This window comes from Paenibacillus enshidis, assembly GCF_042136365.1.
GTDB classification, from domain to species: domain Bacteria; phylum Bacillota; class Bacilli; order Paenibacillales; family Paenibacillaceae; genus Paenibacillus; species Paenibacillus enshidis.
Window position 1 is genome coordinate 166,238 of record NZ_JBHHMI010000005.1, and the last position, 18,781, is coordinate 185,018.

The 18,781-nt window shown below is 52.8% G+C and carries 14 protein-coding genes and 1 pseudogene; 1 reads left to right on the forward strand and 14 read right to left on the reverse strand.

Features of this window, described 5'->3' with window-relative positions; translation table 11 throughout:
* Positions 1-61: 61 nt before the first annotated feature.
* Together ACE41H_RS08345 and ACE41H_RS08350 are read right to left on the reverse strand one after the other, a co-directional pair.
* A complete protein-coding gene (locus ACE41H_RS08345; RefSeq protein WP_375354687.1) occupies positions 62-1,342 on the reverse strand; it encodes an ArsB/NhaD family transporter in 1,281 nt (426 codons plus the stop codon).
* Positions 1,343-1,515: 173 nt separating this feature from the next.
* The gene (locus ACE41H_RS08350; RefSeq protein ID WP_375354688.1) at positions 1,516-3,198 is read right to left on the reverse strand and encodes a glutamine--tRNA ligase/YqeY domain fusion protein; all 1,683 of its coding nucleotides are present in this window, start codon (positions 3,196-3,198) and stop codon (positions 1,516-1,518) included.
* Positions 3,199-3,435: 237 nt separating this feature from the next.
* Between ACE41H_RS08350 and ACE41H_RS08355 the strand changes: the two genes are divergently transcribed.
* Positions 3,436-3,984 carry a GNAT family N-acetyltransferase gene (locus ACE41H_RS08355; RefSeq protein ID WP_375354689.1) on the forward strand — a complete coding sequence of 183 codons (549 nt, stop codon included), beginning with the start codon at positions 3,436-3,438 and terminating at the stop codon, positions 3,982-3,984.
* Between the two features lie 79 nt (positions 3,985-4,063).
* Here the strand turns inward: ACE41H_RS08355 and ACE41H_RS08360 are convergent, their stop codons facing one another.
* The 12 genes and pseudogenes from ACE41H_RS08360 to ACE41H_RS08415 all read right to left on the reverse strand — a co-directional run bounded on the left by ACE41H_RS08360 (position 4,064) and on the right by ACE41H_RS08415 (position 18,726).
* On the reverse strand, positions 4,064-5,047 hold the full coding sequence (locus tag ACE41H_RS08360) for an ABC transporter substrate-binding protein (RefSeq protein WP_375354690.1): 984 nt from the start codon (positions 5,045-5,047) through the stop codon (positions 4,064-4,066).
* 63 nt (positions 5,048-5,110) lie between these two features.
* Positions 5,111-5,617, reverse strand: a complete 507-nt coding sequence (locus tag ACE41H_RS08365) for a GNAT family N-acetyltransferase (protein ID WP_375354691.1) — start codon at positions 5,615-5,617, stop codon at positions 5,111-5,113.
* Between the two features lie 42 nt (positions 5,618-5,659).
* Positions 5,660-6,893 (reverse strand): annotated as a pseudogene (locus tag ACE41H_RS08370) (MFS transporter).
* Positions 6,894-6,995: 102 nt separating this feature from the next.
* Positions 6,996-9,062 (reverse strand): molybdopterin-containing oxidoreductase family protein, encoded by a 2,067-nt coding sequence (locus tag ACE41H_RS08375; protein ID WP_375354803.1) that lies wholly within the window; start codon positions 9,060-9,062, stop codon positions 6,996-6,998.
* A 298-nt stretch (positions 9,063-9,360) separates the two neighbouring features.
* On the reverse strand, positions 9,361-10,212 hold the full coding sequence (locus ACE41H_RS08380; protein WP_375354693.1) for a formate/nitrite transporter family protein: 852 nt from the start codon (positions 10,210-10,212) through the stop codon (positions 9,361-9,363).
* Positions 10,213-10,625: 413 nt separating this feature from the next.
* Positions 10,626-11,987 carry an FAD-dependent oxidoreductase gene (locus ACE41H_RS08385; RefSeq protein ID WP_375354694.1) on the reverse strand — a complete coding sequence of 454 codons (1,362 nt, stop codon included), beginning with the start codon at positions 11,985-11,987 and terminating at the stop codon, positions 10,626-10,628.
* A gap of 372 nt (positions 11,988-12,359) precedes the next feature.
* A complete protein-coding gene (locus tag ACE41H_RS08390; protein ID WP_375354695.1) occupies positions 12,360-12,836 on the reverse strand; it encodes a glutathione peroxidase in 477 nt (158 codons plus the stop codon).
* Positions 12,837-12,936: 100 nt separating this feature from the next.
* Complete coding sequence (locus tag ACE41H_RS08395; protein WP_375354696.1) at positions 12,937-13,815, reverse strand: ABC transporter ATP-binding protein; 879 nt, start codon at positions 13,813-13,815, stop codon at positions 12,937-12,939.
* 41 nt (positions 13,816-13,856) lie between these two features.
* Entirely contained in the window at positions 13,857-14,885 is a 1,029-nt protein-coding gene (locus tag ACE41H_RS08400; RefSeq protein ID WP_375354697.1) for a FecCD family ABC transporter permease, read from the reverse strand.
* Positions 14,885-15,928, reverse strand: a complete 1,044-nt coding sequence (locus ACE41H_RS08405; RefSeq protein WP_375354698.1) for a FecCD family ABC transporter permease — start codon at positions 15,926-15,928, stop codon at positions 14,885-14,887. The genes ACE41H_RS08400 and ACE41H_RS08405 overlap by 1 nt, the downstream gene beginning before the upstream one ends.
* Positions 15,929-16,121: 193 nt before the next feature.
* A complete protein-coding gene (locus ACE41H_RS08410) occupies positions 16,122-17,261 on the reverse strand; it encodes an AI-2E family transporter (protein ID WP_375354805.1) in 1,140 nt (379 codons plus the stop codon).
* Between the two features lie 127 nt (positions 17,262-17,388).
* On the reverse strand, positions 17,389-18,726 hold the full coding sequence (locus ACE41H_RS08415) for a DEAD/DEAH box helicase (protein WP_375354699.1): 1,338 nt from the start codon (positions 18,724-18,726) through the stop codon (positions 17,389-17,391).
* Between the last annotated feature and the right edge of the window lie 55 nt (positions 18,727-18,781).

Below are 18,781 nucleotides of genomic sequence, written 5' to 3' on the forward strand. Positions count from 1 at the left end.
TTGGGACACCTCCTTCGTCACGTTCAGACTGCAGTTGATTAGTACGCGTATCGCCCGACAGCTACAGAAGATAACGCACATAGATATATATGGTTGAGATCACTATGGTCAACAGCATAAGCGGCAGGCCATATTTCAAATATTTCAGGAAAGTAATCGGATGGCCCTCTTTGTCCGCAAGGCCCGCCACGATCAGATTGGCGCTCGCACCGATCAGGGTGCCGTTGCCGCCCAGACAAGCCCCCAGAGCCAGACTCCACCACAGCGGCTCAAGGTTGGTGATGCCCATCGTCCCCATGTCCTGAATGAGCGGGATCATGGTGGCCACAAACGGAATATTATCCAGAAAAGCGGAAGCAATCGCACTCATCCACAGGATCAGCATGGAGGCCGCCGTAAGGTCTCCGCCTGTAAGCTCAACGGCCTTGGAGGCCAGTGCCGAAATCACCCCGGTTTCCACCAGCCCGGAGACCAGCACAAAAAGTCCGATGAAAAAAAAGAGGGTTGTCCATTCTACACGCGTAAAAGCCTGCTCCATCATGGACTCGCCGGTAAGGAGCAGCAGGATGAACGCCCCGGCCAGCGCAACCGTCGCCGTCTCCAGATGGAGCAGCTGGTGAAGGAAGAAACCCGCCACCGTCAGCAGCAGCATGCTTGTGCTTTTAACCAGCATGCTGCGGTCACCCAGCATTTCGGCTTCGTTCATCTCCATAATTCCCCGCTTCAACTCATCCGTTGTACGCAGCTGCTTGCGGAAGATAAGCATGAACAGGGGAATCAGCACGACCATAATGATCACCACAACAGGAGTCAGGTTCTGGATAAAAGCCATGAATGTCAGCTCCTTGACCGCACTGCCGATCATGATGTTCGGCGGGTCGCCGATCAGCGTTGCAGTGCCCCCAATATTGGAAGCGAAAATTTGCGTTATCAGATACGGCATGGGATTCACCCGCAGCTGCCTGGTAATGCTGAAGGTAACCGGTACGGTCAGCAGCACCGTTGTCACATTATCCAGAAAAGCCGAGCCGAAAGCAGTCAAGACTCCGAGTACCGCCAGAATGCGCAGCGGCTCCCCCTTGGCCCATTTTGCCGCTTTGATAGCCAAATAATTAAAAAGCCCCGTCTCCGCCGTGACGCTGACGATGATCATCATGCCGACCAGCAGACCCAAGGTGTTGAAATCGATATGCGCAAGCGCCGTTTCCTGATCTGTAATGCCTGTGGCAATGAGCAGAATGGCGCCCAGCATGGCGAGAATCGTACGATGGATTTTTTCCGAGATGATGAGTGCATATACGACCAGAAAAATAATAATGGCCCACACAGCTTGCTGCTCCATAGTTCCTCCTTCGAACAGGCTTATCCCTGCTCCGCTATTCCGATAAGTGCTACAGTCTGTTCCATGGAAAGGGGCAATCAAAGAACAGACGCTTCCCGCCAGTATCGCACCTGTACTACGATCCCTGGTTGAAGCGCCTGAATTCTATGATGCTATTGATGTCTGCGGCCTGTTTATCCCTTTTTCGGCAGCTGGAACGAACTTTTAAGGGATACAACCCTGTTAAACACCGGATGTCCCGGCTGTGAAAACTTCGGATCCACGTTAAAGTATCCGTGACGGAAAAACTGGAACTTGTCCTGCGGCTTCGCTTCTTTCATGTCCGGCTCCACAAAACCTTCAGCGATCACAAGCGAGTTCGGATTGAGCTGATCCAGGAAGGTTTTCTCTTCTCCCTCTTCTTCATCATCCAGCATTTCTTCCGCACGAATCAACGGCTCGTAAAGACGGAATTCAGCCGGTACTGCCTGACTGGCTTCAACCCAGTGAATCGTTCCCTTCACCTTCCGGCCCGTGAACCCGGTTCCGCTCTTCGTTTCCGGATCATAGGTGCAGTGAATCTCCGTCACATGGCCGTCCGCGTCTTTGATCACCTCATTGCATTTGACAAAGTACGCATGCTTCAACCGCACCTCATTGCCAGGGAACAGGCGGAAATATTTGCTCGGCGGGTCCTCCATGAAGTCATCACGTTCAATGTAGATCTCGCGGGAAAATGGAATTTGCCGTGTGCCCATTTCCGGATTTTCGCTGTTATTTTCCGCTTCCAGCATTTCCACCTGGCCTTCAGGATAGTTCGTGATAACCAACTTAAGCGGATCAATGACTGCCATTGTACGAGGGGCTTTCAGCTTGAGATCCTCACGCACGAAGTGCTCCAGCACCTGCAGATCAATTTCTCCGTAGGCTTTGGAAATCCCGGTCTCAAATACGAAATTGCGGATCGCTTCCGGCGTGAACCCGCGCCGGCGCAGCCCTGAAATGGTCGGCATGCGCGGATCATCCCAGCCGTCAACATGCTTCTCATCGACAAGCAACTTCAGCTTGCGTTTGCTGGTAACCGTCTGTGCCAGATTCAAGCGGCCGAATTCATATTGATGCGGCGTATGCTCCATTTCGCATTCAGCGACGACCCAGTCGTACAGGGGGCGCTGATCCTCAAATTCCAGCGAACAGAGGGAATGCGTCACGCCTTCAATAGCATCCTCAAGCGGATGCGCGTAAGCATACATCGGGTAGATGCACCACTTGTCCCCTGTGTTGTGGTGATGGGTATGTGAGATACGGTACAGTACCGGGTCGCGCAAATTGATGTTGGGGGAGGCCATGTCGATTTTGGCGCGAAGCACCTTTTCCCCGTTCTGGTATTTGCCTGCCCGCATTTCTTCAAACAGCTTCAGGTTCTCCTCTACACTGCGGTCACGGTACGGGCTGTTCGTGCCTGGTTCGGTCAGCGTTCCGCGGGTCTCGCGGATTTGCTCGGCGCTTTGATCATCCACGTAAGCCTTGCCTTTCTTGATCAACAGCACGGCCCGTTCATACATCTCGTCAAAATAATCGGAGGCAAAACGAAGCTCCTCCCATTCGTAGCCGAGCCATTTAACATCCTCTTGAATAGACTGCACATATTCTGTCTCTTCCTTGGCAGGATTCGTATCGTCAAAACGCAGATTCGTCCGGCCACCAAACTCGTCAGCCAGGGCGAAGTCAATCCAGATCGCCTTGGCATGACCGATATGCAAATAACCGTTTGGCTCCGGCGGGAAACGGGTTACGACTTCCTTCACCTTGCCGCCGCGGAGATCTTCTTCAATGATTGTCTTGATAAAATTCGGGGGAGTGCTTGGCTTCTCCACGCATATCAACCTTTCTGTGCGTTTAATCGCTTGTCTTGAGTATTAACAGATAACTCCTGCGCAAACATGTTTCCCTTAAATATACCTCTTCATATCAGAATGTTCAATAATCTAAAAAAACGCATCTTTGGCCCTTTTGACGACTCTTCCGGAATCATGTAGCATAAAATATTATGGCCTGTTTGCGGCCTGTCAGCATTTATTCTCAGTATTTAGGAGAGGAAGAGGGGATCGCTTTTGTTTACATACGAACTGGATGAACGCACGGTGCTCAAGCCTATTGCGAAGGAGCATGTGCAGGCCTTGTACGAGTTGACCGAAATGTCGCGCGACCGTCTCCGGGAGTGGCTGCCCTGGGTTGATTCGGCGACGGATATCAGCCACACCGAGAAATTTGTGGAGAACGTTATGAAAGAGACTGCTGAGAATGGAGCTTTTACGGCAGGAATTTGGGTGAATAAAGAACTGGCAGGGATCATCAGCTTCTTTCCCATCAACTGGGACAGCCGCTCCGTGAGCATCGGCTACTGGCTGGGCCGGGGGTATGAGGGACAAGGCATCATGACAAGCGCCTGCCGCGCTTTTGTGGAGTATGCCTTGATTGACCTCGATCTGCACCGGGTCGAAATCCGCTGTGCTACCAACAACCGCCGCAGCCGCGGCATTCCCGAGCGCTTGGGATTCGTGCTTGAGGGCATTATCCGTGAAGCTGAGAAGCTGCCTGCAGGTTATGTCAATCTTGCCGTTTATGGCATGCTGCAAAAGGAGTGGAAGCAGCTCCGGTAACAGCACATTCAACCCAAAAAGAACCTCCGGTTATTCACGAATTCGTGAAGCCGGAGGTTCTTTGTCTGTTAGTATCGAGTTACTTGACAATGGACTTTAATACATCATCGATTATTGCTTCATTGGCAATCTTTCCACTGTATAACCAGCTTCCCTTGGACTCCATCGTGTAGACATGTCCCTTTTGCACGGCAGGAAGGGCCTTCCAGATTGGACGCTCCAGCGTTTCCGAGCCTGCTCCTTGGTCGCTCTTGATGAGAAAGATATGATCTGCATTCAATTCAGGCAGCTTCTCAAGCGTGACCGAGGTCCAGGATGCATCCGAATCGGCTTCTACCGTTAGAGCGGGAGCTTTCAACCCAAGATCGCCATATACTACGGCTCCGCTTGATTTCTTAGGATCGACGATATAGAAGCTTTTCTTGGTCAGCCACAAAATGGCCACAGATTGATCGCCCCCCACTCCCTGCAGTTCTTCCTTGGCAGCCGCTGCTTTGGCATCGTAGTCCGCCACGGCCTTCTCGGCATCCGCCTGCTTGTTCAGCAGCTCGCCGATTTTCAGCAGTGATTGTCTCCAGTCGGAGGAGACTTCATCACCCAGCACATAAGTAGGTGCAATGGCAGAATATTGCTCATATAACCCTTTTTGCACCAACGATTCGGAGTTGATAATGATCAGATCAGGCTGGGCGCTCAAGACCTGCTCCGGGGGCATATCGTACGGCATTAAAGGCACGTCCTTCAAATATTGCTCCAGATAGTCCTGCTTCTTGCCGTTTTGGACCGACCACTGTGCAACCGGGGTCACACCCAGCGTCACCAGTGGATCCTCCAGATAAGGGGCCAGCACCCGCTGGGGATTCGCCGGAATCGTAACCTTATGCCCCATGGCATCTGTAACCGTACGCTCTGCCGCCGTTTCAGCCGAAGGCTGGTTCGTGTCCGAGCCTTCCGGCTGCGCGGAAGGCTGTGCCTGTCCGCATGCGGACAGCAATAATGCAAGCAAGATGATTCCCGTGAGGAAGCTCATCGTTCTTTTACGTGAAAATACGACTTGTCTCAACACAATTCTCCTCATTTCTCATAATCAGTTATGATTTAATGATAATGATTATCAATTGAAGAGTCAAATGTATTTCCTTTCCATATCATAGGCCATTAAAATATCGTCTATGTAGGTACCTGAAATGAAAAATTCAGCCTTAAGCCTGCCCTCCTCCACAAATCCGTTCTTCCGATAAAAAGCCACGGCTCCCTCATTGCATGACAGAACCCGAAGGCTGAGCTTGCGAATGCTCCGGGAAGCGGCCAGCTCCTTCATGGCATCCATAAGCAGCCTGCCGACACCCTGGCCCTGGCAGGAAGGATGAACGGCGATATGAATGGACAGCACATGGCTGTTGCTGGGGAGCGAGGTAGAGGGCTTAAACCCGATATAACCGTACACCGTTCCCTCTTTAACTGCGACAAGCTGCGACCCCGGTGGAGAATGACGAAGAAACTCTTCCCGCGAGCTCCTGTTCAACGGAGCCGGAGTTGTCTGCTCATCCCACACAAGCTCGTCCAGTGCCATAATTTGCGAGGCATCCTTAAGTTCCGAAGGACGCAAAGTCCATCCTTGGTTAATCGTCATATCCATCAATCCTTCCGTTTCTTACTAACCGCTCCATACCAGTTAATAACTGCTCCTTACAGCCTCCAGTTCGTTCTGTACGCGGCTGCGGTTCAGCCAGCCATGCAGCATGTAGAACAGGATGCAGAGCACGGCTGTAGCCGCCGCCAGCCAAACCGCCGGAGCAAGGCCTGCCTGATCGTACAGCACACCCATGGCGTAAGGGCCGAATACCCGCCCAGCCGCACCGATTCCGCCGGTCAGCCCGATGTAGAACGGGGCCCCCCTTACCGCCGTGCTCCGACAAAAACGCCGGGATGGCAGGGGACATCAGCATTTCCCCGATCGTTGCCAGCACCATCGCGAGAACCATCCCAGTATAGTTCTGGGTAACCATCATCAGGATATAGGCGGCAAGGTAGAAAACGCCGCTGCCAATCAACTGGGAAGAGGTCGTGGCAGTCCAGCTGCGCCGCAACCAGGACACGAGCGGCTGTGCGGCAAAGATCAGGATGCCGTTCAACGTCCAGAGCAGACCGTACATACTCTTGGGCATCCCCTCTTCAATGATGAACGGGGATACGCCGCTATTCCAGATCGAGTTGCCGAACCACAGGAACAAAGTCCCTACGCCTATATACAGATAGATTCGCATATCCCGCAGCAGCACAGGCAGCGGCAGCTCCCCGGAAGCGCGGCTGCGCTTGCTCAAATGCAGCTCTCCTTCCTCTTTGTCCACCTTGGTAAGATAAGAGAAGAAGAAAAGGGCAAACAGGGCTGCTGTGAGGCCGTTCAGCACAAAGCTCAGGTGATAGGACAAATCAGCCAGGACACCACTCAGAGCCGTTCCTAACGCCACACCGATATTATTGGCTACATAAACCACGTTAAACAATTCCCCGCGCCGGTCGGCAAACCGGAAGCCGATAAAGGCCTGAATCGCAGGCATGGACATGGCGTTGGAAAACCCGATAAATCCCATCATGATTATAAAAATGAACCAGTACTGGCTGGTAAAAGGCAGCGCAAAAAGCCCAAACGCGTTCATCGCCAGCGAGCCCACGATAAGCTTCTTCACGCCCACCCGGTGGTATAGCGCTCCTCCGAGCAATTGCCCGAATATGCCGCCGAGCGACTGGATCAATATTACAAATCCGGCGTCGCTCATCGTGTGTCCAAGCTCGTCGAAGACATACATCGTGACCAGCGGCCACATCAAAGAGCCTCCGGCTGAATTCACCAGGCTAGCGATCAAAAATACTCTTACTTCTTTAGGATAGGATTGCAAAAATTTCATGAATATACTCCTTCATCGCACATGAGCAGACTAACTCATCATGTAAGAAAATCATGACACATCCATCAGTATCGCTTACATGCGCTCATCCGGCAAGCACATTCATTGACGCTTTACATTAACAGCAGTGGAAAAGAATACGGCACCTTTCCCCATGTCGGCCAGCCTGTCCGGTGTCAGTACATTCACACGCTGCCGCTGCCCGTTTTTGTCCCACCAGAGTCCCTGGCTAATCACTGTTCCCGGCAGCATCCGGTCCGCAACCTTCGCGCGCAGCTCACTTGCCCCTCTTTCGTTCCATACCGTTACTTTATCGCCGTCCGCAATTCCCCGTACCGCTGCATCTTCAGGATGAATCTGCAGCAGAGGCTCCTTTTCCAGCTCCTGATGCTTCGGAACATTGGCAAAGGTCGAATTCAGAAAATTGTGGTTCGGCGGGGAGATGAACATCAACGGATACAAGGCATCCGGTTCCGGCCTGTGCTCGCCGTCGTATCCTTCTTTTAACGGCACATAGGTAGGCAAGCCGGGCAGCCCCGCCCGCTCCAGCGTTTCGGAATACAGCTCGATCTTGCCTGAAGGGGTCGGCAGCATTTCCAAAAACCGCTCCTGTGGACTCATATCCAGCTTCACATGCCGGTGCTCCTGCAGCGCCTCCAGCGTAATCCCGTTCAAGTAAGGATTGACCGAATGGTTCAAAGCTGCGCGAATCATGCTCTCCTCGCTCTCACTAAAGGCCTCATTATCAAAACCCATCATCTGCCCCAGCAACGAGAACAGCTCATAATTGCTCTTGCTCTCCCCGACCCGCTCAATGACCGGTTCCTGAAGCTGGATATAATGATGCCAGTAGGAAGTGAACAGATCGGTGCTTTCAAAAGATGAAGCAGCAGGCAGAACGATATCCGCATACTTCGCCGTATCTGTCATAAACAAATCATGGACAACGGTGAAGAGCTCCTCCCGCTCGAAGCCGCGGGTTACCCGTTCCGTATCCGGAGCAACAACCAGTGGATTGGAGCAGTATACAAAAAGCCCCATAACCGGCTTCTCATTGTCCAGCAGTGCTTCGCCAATCCGGTTCATATTGATATGGCGAGCCTGCGGATTCGGCCGCAGATCTGGCCGCTCTAGCGCAACACTGTTCAGCCTGGCATAACCGCTGTTCGATTTTGTCGCTCCGCCGCCGCGCCGCTGCCAATGCCCCGTAACCGCCGGCAGACAGGTGATCGTCCTTACGATCATGCCCCCATTGTCATGGTGCTGCAGGCCGTTGCCGACATGGATATGGGCGGCGTGCGCGCGCCCGTACATGTGCGCCAGCCGGACAATATCTTCAGCAGGCACCCCCGTTATGCGGGCCGCCCATTCAGGTGTGCAGCCGCGAACATGCTCCTCCAGAAGCTCATGCCCAACGGTATAGCGCTCCATAAAGGCCGTGTCTGTCAACCCTTCTGCAAACAGAACATTCATGATGCCCAACGCCAGCGCCGTGTCGGTTCCGGGATACAAAGGAATGAACCAATCTGCCCATTGGGCGGTCCGGTTGCGGTGGACATCGATGACGACGATCCTGGTCCCTTTCTTGCGCGCTTTCTCGGCCAGCACGACCTGATGCATGTTGGTGCTGACAATATTGCCACCCCAGACTATAATCAAATCCGCATGCTCAATGTCCTCCGGGCTTACTCCCCCGTAAAACCCCATCGTATGCACCCATCCGGCATTGCCCGCCGAATTGCAGATGGTCTGTTCCAGCTCGCTGGCGCCCAATGCGTTGAAAAAACGGCGGTCCATGCCATCCACGCTCAGCTTGCCCATATTGCCATAAAAGCTGTAAGGAAGAATCGACTCTGAACCATGACTTGTGATAAGATCCCGAAAACGTTCGGTAATTTCGGCAAGGGCTTCTTCCCACGTAATCCGCTCAAACTGCCCTGAACCCTTGGGTCCTGTTCGTCTGAGCGGATGCAGCAGCCGCTCGGGGTGATATATTCTTTCCGCCATATTGCGGACCTTGTTGCAGATGGCGCCTTTCGTGATCGGATGGTTGGGATCGCCCGTGACCTTCACGATTTTGCCATTTTCCTTATGCAGCAGCAGCCCGCATGTATCGGGACAATCCAGCGGGCATACCGCCGGAAACACACCGTCAGCCGCTTCCGTCATCCATGTCTTGCCGTTCCTGTCTTTCCTGTTGATGCTGATATCCTGAATCACTTCTGGCCCTCCCATGTCCGGCACCTCAATTATCCGTCATCTTTTTCTCTATCATACTATATTTTTTGCCAGATAAGCTGTTTCAAGAATCTGCTTGCAGGGTAAGAAATGAACAAGGCAAGGATGGAAGAGCACACACTCCGCCTCCTGCCATACATGGACCACTCCCAAAAAAATTCGCCATGCCAGGTTACGTTCCCCCGAACCTGACATGGCGAATTTATTTTGTTTCACGGCTCCTCAGCACTTACACAGCCTGATCCGGAGCCGCCTGCGGATGAACACTCTCCTTCTCCTGGATGCCGTGGATATTCGACTTCGGAACAGCCTGAGAATCCTTCAAATATGCCAGCCAGTAAGCCCCTGCCACAAACAGGCTTCCGCCCGTCAGATTGCCCAGCCATACCGGAACGAAATTACGGAGATAATCGAGCCATGTAAAGTGTCCTGCAAAGATCGCCGCCGGAATCAGGAACATATTGGCCACAACGTGCTGAAACCCGATGGCCACGAAGGCCATGGTCGGGAACCAGATGCCCATAATTTTTCCGCTCATGGAGTCGCTGCCGTAGGACAACCAAACCGCCAGCGCGACGAGCCAGTTGCAGCCGATGCCGGACAAATAGGACTGCCACAAGGAATCATGGATTTTATGACCTGCCATCTCCACTACTTTGTCAAGATAAGGTCCACTCGCCGTCAAACCCACCACATGACCGAAAAAATAAGCGACGAACAGTGCGCCAGCAAAATTCCCCAGCGTAATCAGCACAAGGTTGCGTACAACCTCTCCTGTCGTGATGCGGCCGGCCATGCGGGCCAGGGGAACCGCCATCATATTTCCGGTCAGCAGCTCGCCACCTCCCAGCAATACAAGCACCAGTCCCACCGGGAATACGGCAGCACCGATAAAATTGGCGATACTCCCCCATTCTGCGGGAGCGCTCGCAATCACCCTGATGTCCAATAAAAAACCAAGCGCGATAAAAGCGCCTGCCAGAAAGCCAAGTATGATCGCCGTCTGCCACGGGTTATGGGCTTTATGGACACCAGTTTCGACCGTCAGCTCCGCAATTTGCTTCGGTTTATAAGTTGCCATCCTCTTCTCCCCTTCCTTTGCTGTAGCGCTTCTTCTGTTTCTTTCAGTTTAGAAGGTCACGGAGATAGAAGTTGTGAAATTTATCACATAACCAAGAGAGAAAAAGATGGTATATATGCAAAAAAGCAGCCTCCTCAAGGAAGCCGCTTGTATAACCATATCGTAATTAATTATATTCTTCTTTCTCGAGCTGCTTCATAAACCAGCTGATCGCCACAAAACCGATTGCTCCGAGTACAATCATAAATGCAATCCAAAACAAGACGGTTCCTCCCCCTTTATTCCATGACTCATAAATCATGATCTGAATATTTGACATTTTTATTTTACAATATTCAGAGAGCGGGGAGAGTCGGATTTCATGGCAATTAAGTGAACATTATCACAGATTTTATTAGCAGATTGTTACAGAGTTACAGAGTTACGGCTTCCTTGCTTTTCACCGGCGGAAGAGCCTGCAGCCCCGCTGTATTCAGGAAGTTCCAAGGCTTGTTGTAATGCGGCTGGAAGAAGAAATCGATAAATGCCAGCTGATCGACAGTCATCCGGTTCTGGATGCAGACTGACAGGGTATTGATCGACTGTGTAAGCTCGGCTTTAGACATTAGCTGCGCACCGACGATCCGGCGGGAATCGTGCTCATATACAACCTTTAGCTGCACTTTTTCGGCTGTAGGCATAAATTCCGGACGGTAGCTGTCCTCGATCGTAACCGCTTCTACCTCCATTCCTTCATCCTTTGCTGCAGTTTCAGTCAAACCGGTTCCCGCAATGTTGTGTTCATATATTTTGATGCCCGAAGTTCCCTGGGTCCCCATATATGGGATGGTCGGCTCCATAAGATTGCGGGCGATCAGCGTGCCCATTCGGACCGCATTCGTGGCCAGCGGGATATACGCATTTTTGCCTGTAGGATTATAGTGAATCGCACAGCTGTCCCCGGCGGCATAAATATCAGGGTGGCTGGTCTGCATGTAATCGTTGACAATGATAGCTCCGTTTGGCAGCATATCGACCTGACCCTTCAGCAAATCTGTATTCGGACGGAAGCCGATGCAGAGAATAACGAGATCAGTCTCATACTCCCCTGCGGAGGTAATGACTTTCGCAACCTTGCCGTCCCGGCCTTCAAAACGATTAACCGTTTGCCCCAGGGCAAGCTGAATGCCATGCTGCTTCAACGAATTCTCTATTCTGTCTGTGAACTCGGCATCCAGATATTTATTCAAAATCCGATCCATGCTATCGATCAAGGTAACTTCCTTGCCGTTCATCCGGAAAGCTTCCACGAGCTCAATGCCGATATAACCGGCACCTACGACGGTAATTCGCTCGGCGTTTTTCGCTTTTTCAATAATGGTATTGGAATGATTGTAATTCTTTGAGAGCAAAATATTGTTAAGCTCGATGCCTTCAAGCTTCGGAATAATCGGCCACGACCCGGTCGTCATAATCAGCTTGTCGTACGTATCCGTAAACTCCTCTTGCGTTTCAAGATTGCGTACGCGCAGCGATTTGGTTTTCGTATCCACCGCGGTCACTTCATGAAGCATTTTGGTGGCTACACCCAGATCGGCAAGCTGCTGTGGAGACGAATAAAACAAGCCTTCAGGGTCCTTCACTACTCCGCCGACATACAAAGCAATCCCGCAGGAAAGAAACGAAATATTATCATTGCGTTCATAAACGGTAATCTGTGCGTCCGGATATAATTTGGCGGTATTGACGATGGCTGCTGTCCCAGCGTGTGTGCATCCGATAACTGCAATTTTCATGTGTGTAGCCTCCTCAGGTGTAATTAAAATGTCTGACTGGACTTGCTTGAAAAGAAATTGAAAAAGATACAGGACAAGGTTTTTGTGAATTATTTCACTATATTGCAATTGCTTATGTGATTTATTTCACTTTATGGTTTTATTATAATGTGATGTATTTCACAATGCAATAACTTTTACAGTTGTTCATACATTGTTCACAATTGCAACGATATGGAGGGTTCTTTTCTTGCATTAGCTTTCCCACGCTTTTTCTGATTATGCCTCCTGTTTCAGCGCAAGCTAAGAACAGACGCCTTACACGCAAAAATCTCCCGGCTCAATACACCCGGGAGATGATACGGTCTGACTTATCTGTGATTGTGAAGCTTGTTAGAGCAGTTCCTCGATGGCGGATCTCATCGAGTCCGGAGATTCTTTCGGTTCAACACGAGCTACCGGCGTTCCTTCGCGGTTCACCAGGAATTTGGTGAAATTCCAGGCAATTTCCCCGTTCTCCTGCTCACCTGGCAGTTTGTCTTTAAGGTATTGGAATAGTGGATGCGTGTCAGGGCCATTGACTTCAATCTTAGAAAAAACAGGAAAATTCACACCATAGTTGACTTTACAGAACTCCTCTGCCTCTTCGCTGGTGCCCGGCTCCTGAGCACCGAATTGATTGCACGGGAAGGCCAGCACAACCAGTCCCCGGTCCTTGTATTCGTCATACAGCTTTTGCAACTCCCCGTATTGGGGTGTCAGACCACACTTGCTCGCCGTGTTGGCAATCACGATTACCTTGCCCTCATAAGTCTCCAGAGACAATACCTGATTGGCGGGTGTGATCGCCTGGAATGAATAAATGGACATGGTGGCTTTCCTCCTTTATAAACTGACTAGGATTAGTACAAGATAAGATGGATCTTGTCTCTATATCATAACCAAATAAAAAAGAAAATCCAAATCCAACTTACCTTACAGCAGCACCTACAAGCTTCTCTGCTCTGTCAGGGACGAGCATTGCATCCGCTCCGGGGCTGGCCGTAACGTTAGACAAGGCGTGATGCCCGGCCAGGGCATAAGGCAGGCACAGCGGAACTCCTGTACGCGGATCGGTCACAATATCGGCTTCGATTCCGAATACCTCGCGCAGCATATCCGGCTTCATTACCTCAACCGGGGAACCAACGGCCTGGGCCTTTCCTTGTTTAATCGCGATCATATGATGGGCATAACGGGCCGCATGATTCAAATCATGAACCACCATCACAATGGTGCGCCCCGCGTTGGCATTTAACTGCTCAAGGAGCTGCAGGACCTCAAGCTGGTGGGCCATATCAAGAAACGTAGTCGGTTCATCAAGGAAGAGAATATCCGTATCCTGTGCCAGTGCCATGGCTATCCAGGCACGCTGGCGCTGCCCGCCCGAGAGCTGATCTATAGGGCGGTCATGAAAATCCTGCATGCCGGTAACCCCGATCGCCCACTCGACCATTTTCCGGTCCTCCGCCTTCAGTGAGCCAAAACCCTTCTGATAGGGAAAACGTCCGTAAGATACAAGTTCCGTTACAGTCAGCCCTTCCGGAGCAGTCGGATTCTGCGGCAGAATCGCAAGCTGCTTTGCCACATCACGTGTGGATTGCTTATGAATGGATTTGCCGTCCAGCAGCACACTTCCGCCCTTGGGCTGCATGATGCGGGCCATCGTTTTCAGTATTGTCGACTTGCCGGAGCCGTTCGCTCCAACCAGCGCCGTAATTTGACCCTGCGGTATTTCAATGTTCAAATCCTCGACAATCAAACGATCCTCATAAGCGATATTCAAACCGACTGTGTTTAAACGAAACATTGTGATCATCCCTTTCTTTATTGTAAAGGCAGCTTGTTGGGTCAGCCCCTTGATCTGGAGAGCAGATACAAAAAGTACGGAGCGCCGATGACGGCGACGACGATGCCGGTCGGAATACCGGACGGCTGCATCATCGTGCGGGCAATGGTGTCTCCGGCCAGCATAATCAGTGCGCCAACCAGTGCCGATACAGGCACGAAATACATATGCTGCGGTCCGACAAGCCTGCGGGCCAGATGAGGGCCGATCAGGCCCAGAAAGCTTATGCCCCCGCTGACGGAGACACAGGCCCCGCTGAGAGCTACAGCGGCCGCTATAAGCAGCAGCCGTTCACGGTTCAGCAGACTGCCGAGGCCTGCTGCAGTTTGATCTCCCAGCATAAACACATCCATCTGCCGGGCTTTGGAGAACACAAAGGGAACAAGAATAATAATCCAGGGCAGCAGCGCCAGCACGAAATCCCAGGTCGTCCCCCAGATGCTGCCTGCCTGCCAATTGGCCACAAAAGTATAGTTCTGTTCGTCCAGCCGGATCACCAGCACCAGCATCAAGGACTGAATCCCGGCCGCCATCGCAATTCCGGCGAGCAGCAGGCGCGAAGTGGACAGTCCCTTATGTTTGCGGTAGGCCAGCATGTAGATGGCTGCGGCGGCCGCAAACGAACCGATGATCGCAAGAAAGGGCAGTGTAAACGGTGAAGCACCCATCCGGAGCGGATTCAGCGATACATACAGAACAACAGCCAGCCCTGCGCCAGCGTTGATTCCGAGAATACCCGGATCGGCCAGCGGATTGCGGGACACGCCCTGCAGCACCGCACCCGCCACGGCAAGCCCTGCACCTACGAGCAGGGAAATAACGATGCGGGGCAGCCGGAATTCGAATAATATGAGCGATTCGTTCCTGCTCCCCATTCCCATAAAGGTCCTCATCACCTGCATCGGGTTAAGGGAGGTATGACCCGAGTTGACGCTGATGATCAGCACAATAACGATCAACGCAAGCAAAACCGCCGCAACGGCCAAAGTCCTGGCGCTTCTTCCAGAGCTCCAGATTGTCTGCTTCTTCATCAGTCCCTCACCTCTTTCTGGATGAGGTACAGGAAGTAAGGAACCCCGATCAGAGCGATCATGGCCGCGGCCGGCGTTTCCTCAGGCGGTTTGACCAGCCTTGCCGCAATGTCGGCGCCCACCATCAAGAGCGAGCCGAGCACCGCCGAGGTGGGAATGATCCAGCGATAATCCTTGCCAACCAGGAAGCGGGCGACATGCGGAACCACCAGTCCTATAAATCCGATCGTTCCTACCATAGCGACTGAAGCCCCCGCCAGAACCATCACCACCGCCACAGCGGCAAGCTTGATGAGTCCCGTCCTCAGACCAAGCCCAAGAGCGACGTCCTCGCCAAGGCTGAGAATCGATATGTACCGTGACAGCAGGAGCGAGGCAATCAGTCCGGCGCCGATCCACGGAGCCGTCAGAGCGAGCTGGCTCCATTGAGTACCGGCAACACCACCCGCAATCCAGAAATCCAGATCCTGAGCAACATCATTCATCAGGGCAATGCCCTGGCTAAGACTGGTAAGCAGGATGGAAACAGCAGCGCCTGCAAGTGCAAGCCGGACAGGCGTGAGCCCCCCCTTGGAAAAACGGCCGAGGCCGAATACCAGCAAAACGCCAAGACCTGCCCCGGCAAAACAGACAAGAATAATGCTATTAAAGGGAAGCTGTGGCAGATACGCGAAGCAGATGGCCAGCGCAAAGGCAGCTCCCGCGTTGATGCCCAGCAGGCCCGGATCAGCCAGCGGGTTGCGCGTCACTCCCTGCATAATCGAGCCGGAAGCGGCGAATGCCGCCCCCACCAGCGCTCCCGCAAGGACGCGCGGGAAACGCAAATCCCAAATGATCTGATGATTGGTGTTATCCGGATGAAATGAGAAAAGCGCCTGGTACACAGTCCGCAGCGGGATTGACACCGCTCCTACCGCAATTCCGAGAGCCATGATGAACAGGAGAGCGGCCAGCCCGATCACAATAATGCTCATTGCCGCTCCCGGACGCGCCCAAAGCTGTTCCCGCAGCTGTTCTTCCTTCCCGGTTGTAGAGCTATCCATGCAGCAAGCCTCTTTCTCAACGAAATTCATGCGATCTTCATTTAAATTCTATTTATAAAGATACTGATAATCATTATCAATTGTCAATAGCCCAGACCCAACTTATTGAGAAATGTGACAAAAAAATGGACCCTTTCGGGTCCAATACCGGTGATCATCGTTATTGTTTGTGATCAACGGCACATCAGACCTGCTAATCCTCCGGCTCATACATCCGGGAACGATATTTGAACCACCGGAATAAATGCGTCACCATGACCTTCAACACCGCATAACCCGGAACCGCCAGCACAATCCCTATAACGCCGAACAGATTGCCTGCTGTTAAAATGACAAAAATAATCGTAATGGGATGCACTCTAAGCGATTTGCCCATAATTTGCGGCGAGATGAATTTGCCTTCAACCAGTTGCACGACGGTCCACACGACAATCATTTTGATCAGCATAACCGGAGACGTCACGAGGGCGACAATGAGCGCCGGTGTAATGGCAATTGCCGGCCCAAGGTATGGCACGATGCTGGTGAATGAAGCAATGAGCGCCAATGTCAGCGAGTAATCAAGGCCGATAATCAGATACCCGACATACAACAGCGCACCGATGCACATGCTCACGATAATCTGGCCACGGATATAGGAACTGACCTGATGGTTCATTTCGCTCATAATCCGGCTGGTCTGCGGGCGCAGCGCCGTGGGCAGCAGCCCCAGAATGAACTTCGGCAGCTTGCGTCCATCCTTAAGCAAATAAAACAGGATAAACGGAACGGTGATGATGGAAATAATCGTTTCCGTCACCGCTCCCACAATGGAGCCGAGGCTCTTCCAGGTATTGTTCAGTGCGGATGTAGCCCATTCTGAAACTCTGTTCGCCAATTCCGCAGGATCATAATTAATGGTTTCGCGGAATTGATTTACAAAATCGCTGCCGATCAGTTCCTCAAACCGGGCCTGAACCTCGGAACTGTAGGCAGGGGCGTTGATGATCAGCCTCGCGACCTGATCGCGGATGACAGGGACGACGGAGGTGATAATAATTGTGATGATGCCAATCACCAGCAGGTATAACACAATAATGGAATAGACACGTTTAACCTTTTTGCGCTCCAGATAATCGACAATCGGATTCAGCAGATAAAATACGACACCTGTCAAAATGAGCGGCAAAATGACGGTTTTAACAAGCACCGCGAGCGGATGGAATATAAAAGATATACGGGTAAACACCATGATATTCAAGCCAATCAGCAGGGCAATCAGCAGGAACAGCACGAACCTGTTATTCAGAAAAAAGAATTTGAAGCGTTCCTTCCAGTCATTCCTCGGTTCCATGTTCAAGTGGTAGTCCTCTCGGCAAACAAATTTATCTAAATGATTTGCTTAACTATTACCAAATTATACACAGACGATGTATGGAAAACAAAAAAAGCCCCGGAGCTGAGACCGGGGCTGAATACGCTTAGTGGCTGCTGCGACCGCCGCGCCGGCCACCCTGAGAGCCGCCGCCGCTGCCGGAGCGTCCGGTGCGGCGCTCGCCGCCCGCGCCCCCCTGGCGCGGCTTGTCCCTGCCCGCACCGCGGCGTCCGCCTTCTGCGCGGCCGCGGGATGGGCCCCCGGCCGCACGGGCGGGCCGGGCTTTCTCGCCGCGCTCCGCAGGAGACGCGGCGGTACGGCTCTGCTGGCCCGACCAATCGGCCTGGGCCAGCGTCAGACCTGCGGCTTTCTGAATGCGCCGCAGGTCATCCATATCCTTGGGCCCGGCGAACGTCACCGCCACGCCCTTGCCGCCGGCGCGGCCCGTGCGGCCGATGCGGTGAATGTAGCTTTCGGTGTCATGGGGCATATCGTAGTTGAACACATGAGTGACGCCTTCCACATCCAGGCCGCGTGCCGCCACATCGGTGGCTACGAGAAGCTGCAGCTTCGCCTCGCGGAACGCCTTCATCACCTGCTCCCGCTTGTTCTGGGACAGGTCCCCGTGCAGCTCGCCGCTCTTGTAGCCGAGCGTCTGCAGCGCCTCGTTCAGCTTCGCGGCACGAATCTTCGTTCTGCAGAAGATGACTGCCAGATACGGGCGATGCGTGTCGATCATCTCAATCAAGGCCTTCTGTCTCGTCCGGTCTGTGCATTCGACAACGAGCTGGCGGATCTGATGCACCGGCACCGGTGATTCCGACTCCACCTTGACATCCGCCGGGGATTGCATGTAAGCCCGGGCCAGCTTGCGAACGGCTGTCGGCATGGTGGCCGAGAAGAGCATCGTCTGCCGCCGGGTCGGAACAGCCTGAATGATGGTTTCCACCTCATTCAGGAAGCCCATGTGCAGCATCTGGTCGGCTTCGTCCAGCACCAGCATGCGCACACCGCCAAGCTGCAGCGTCTCCCGGCGCATATGGTCCAGCAGCCGCCCGGGCGTGCCGATAATAAGCTGCGCTCCGCCCTGCAGCTTGCGCAGTTGCCGCTCCACATCCTGGCCGCCATATACGGCGAGCAATGAGATGCCCTCGGTCGTAGACGCCAGGCGGGCTGCTTCCGCGGTGATCTGCAGCGCCAGTTCCCTTGTTGGCGCAATGACCAGCGCCTGCGGGTATTTTTTATTTCTGTCGATGCCTTGCAAAATCGGCAGGAGAAAAGCGAGGGTTTTCCCCGTCCCTGTGTGTGCCTCGGCGATGACGTCCCGGCCGTCCATCAGCAACGGCACAGCCTCACGCTGAACCGGTGTCGGCACGGCGATGCCCTGTGCTTTCAGTGCTTCCACCCAGTGGGGTTCCACCCCGAGCGATGCGAAATTCTTCAATGGATTGTCACTTCCCTGTTCTTATAATCGTTTATATCGGTTATCATGAGGCCTT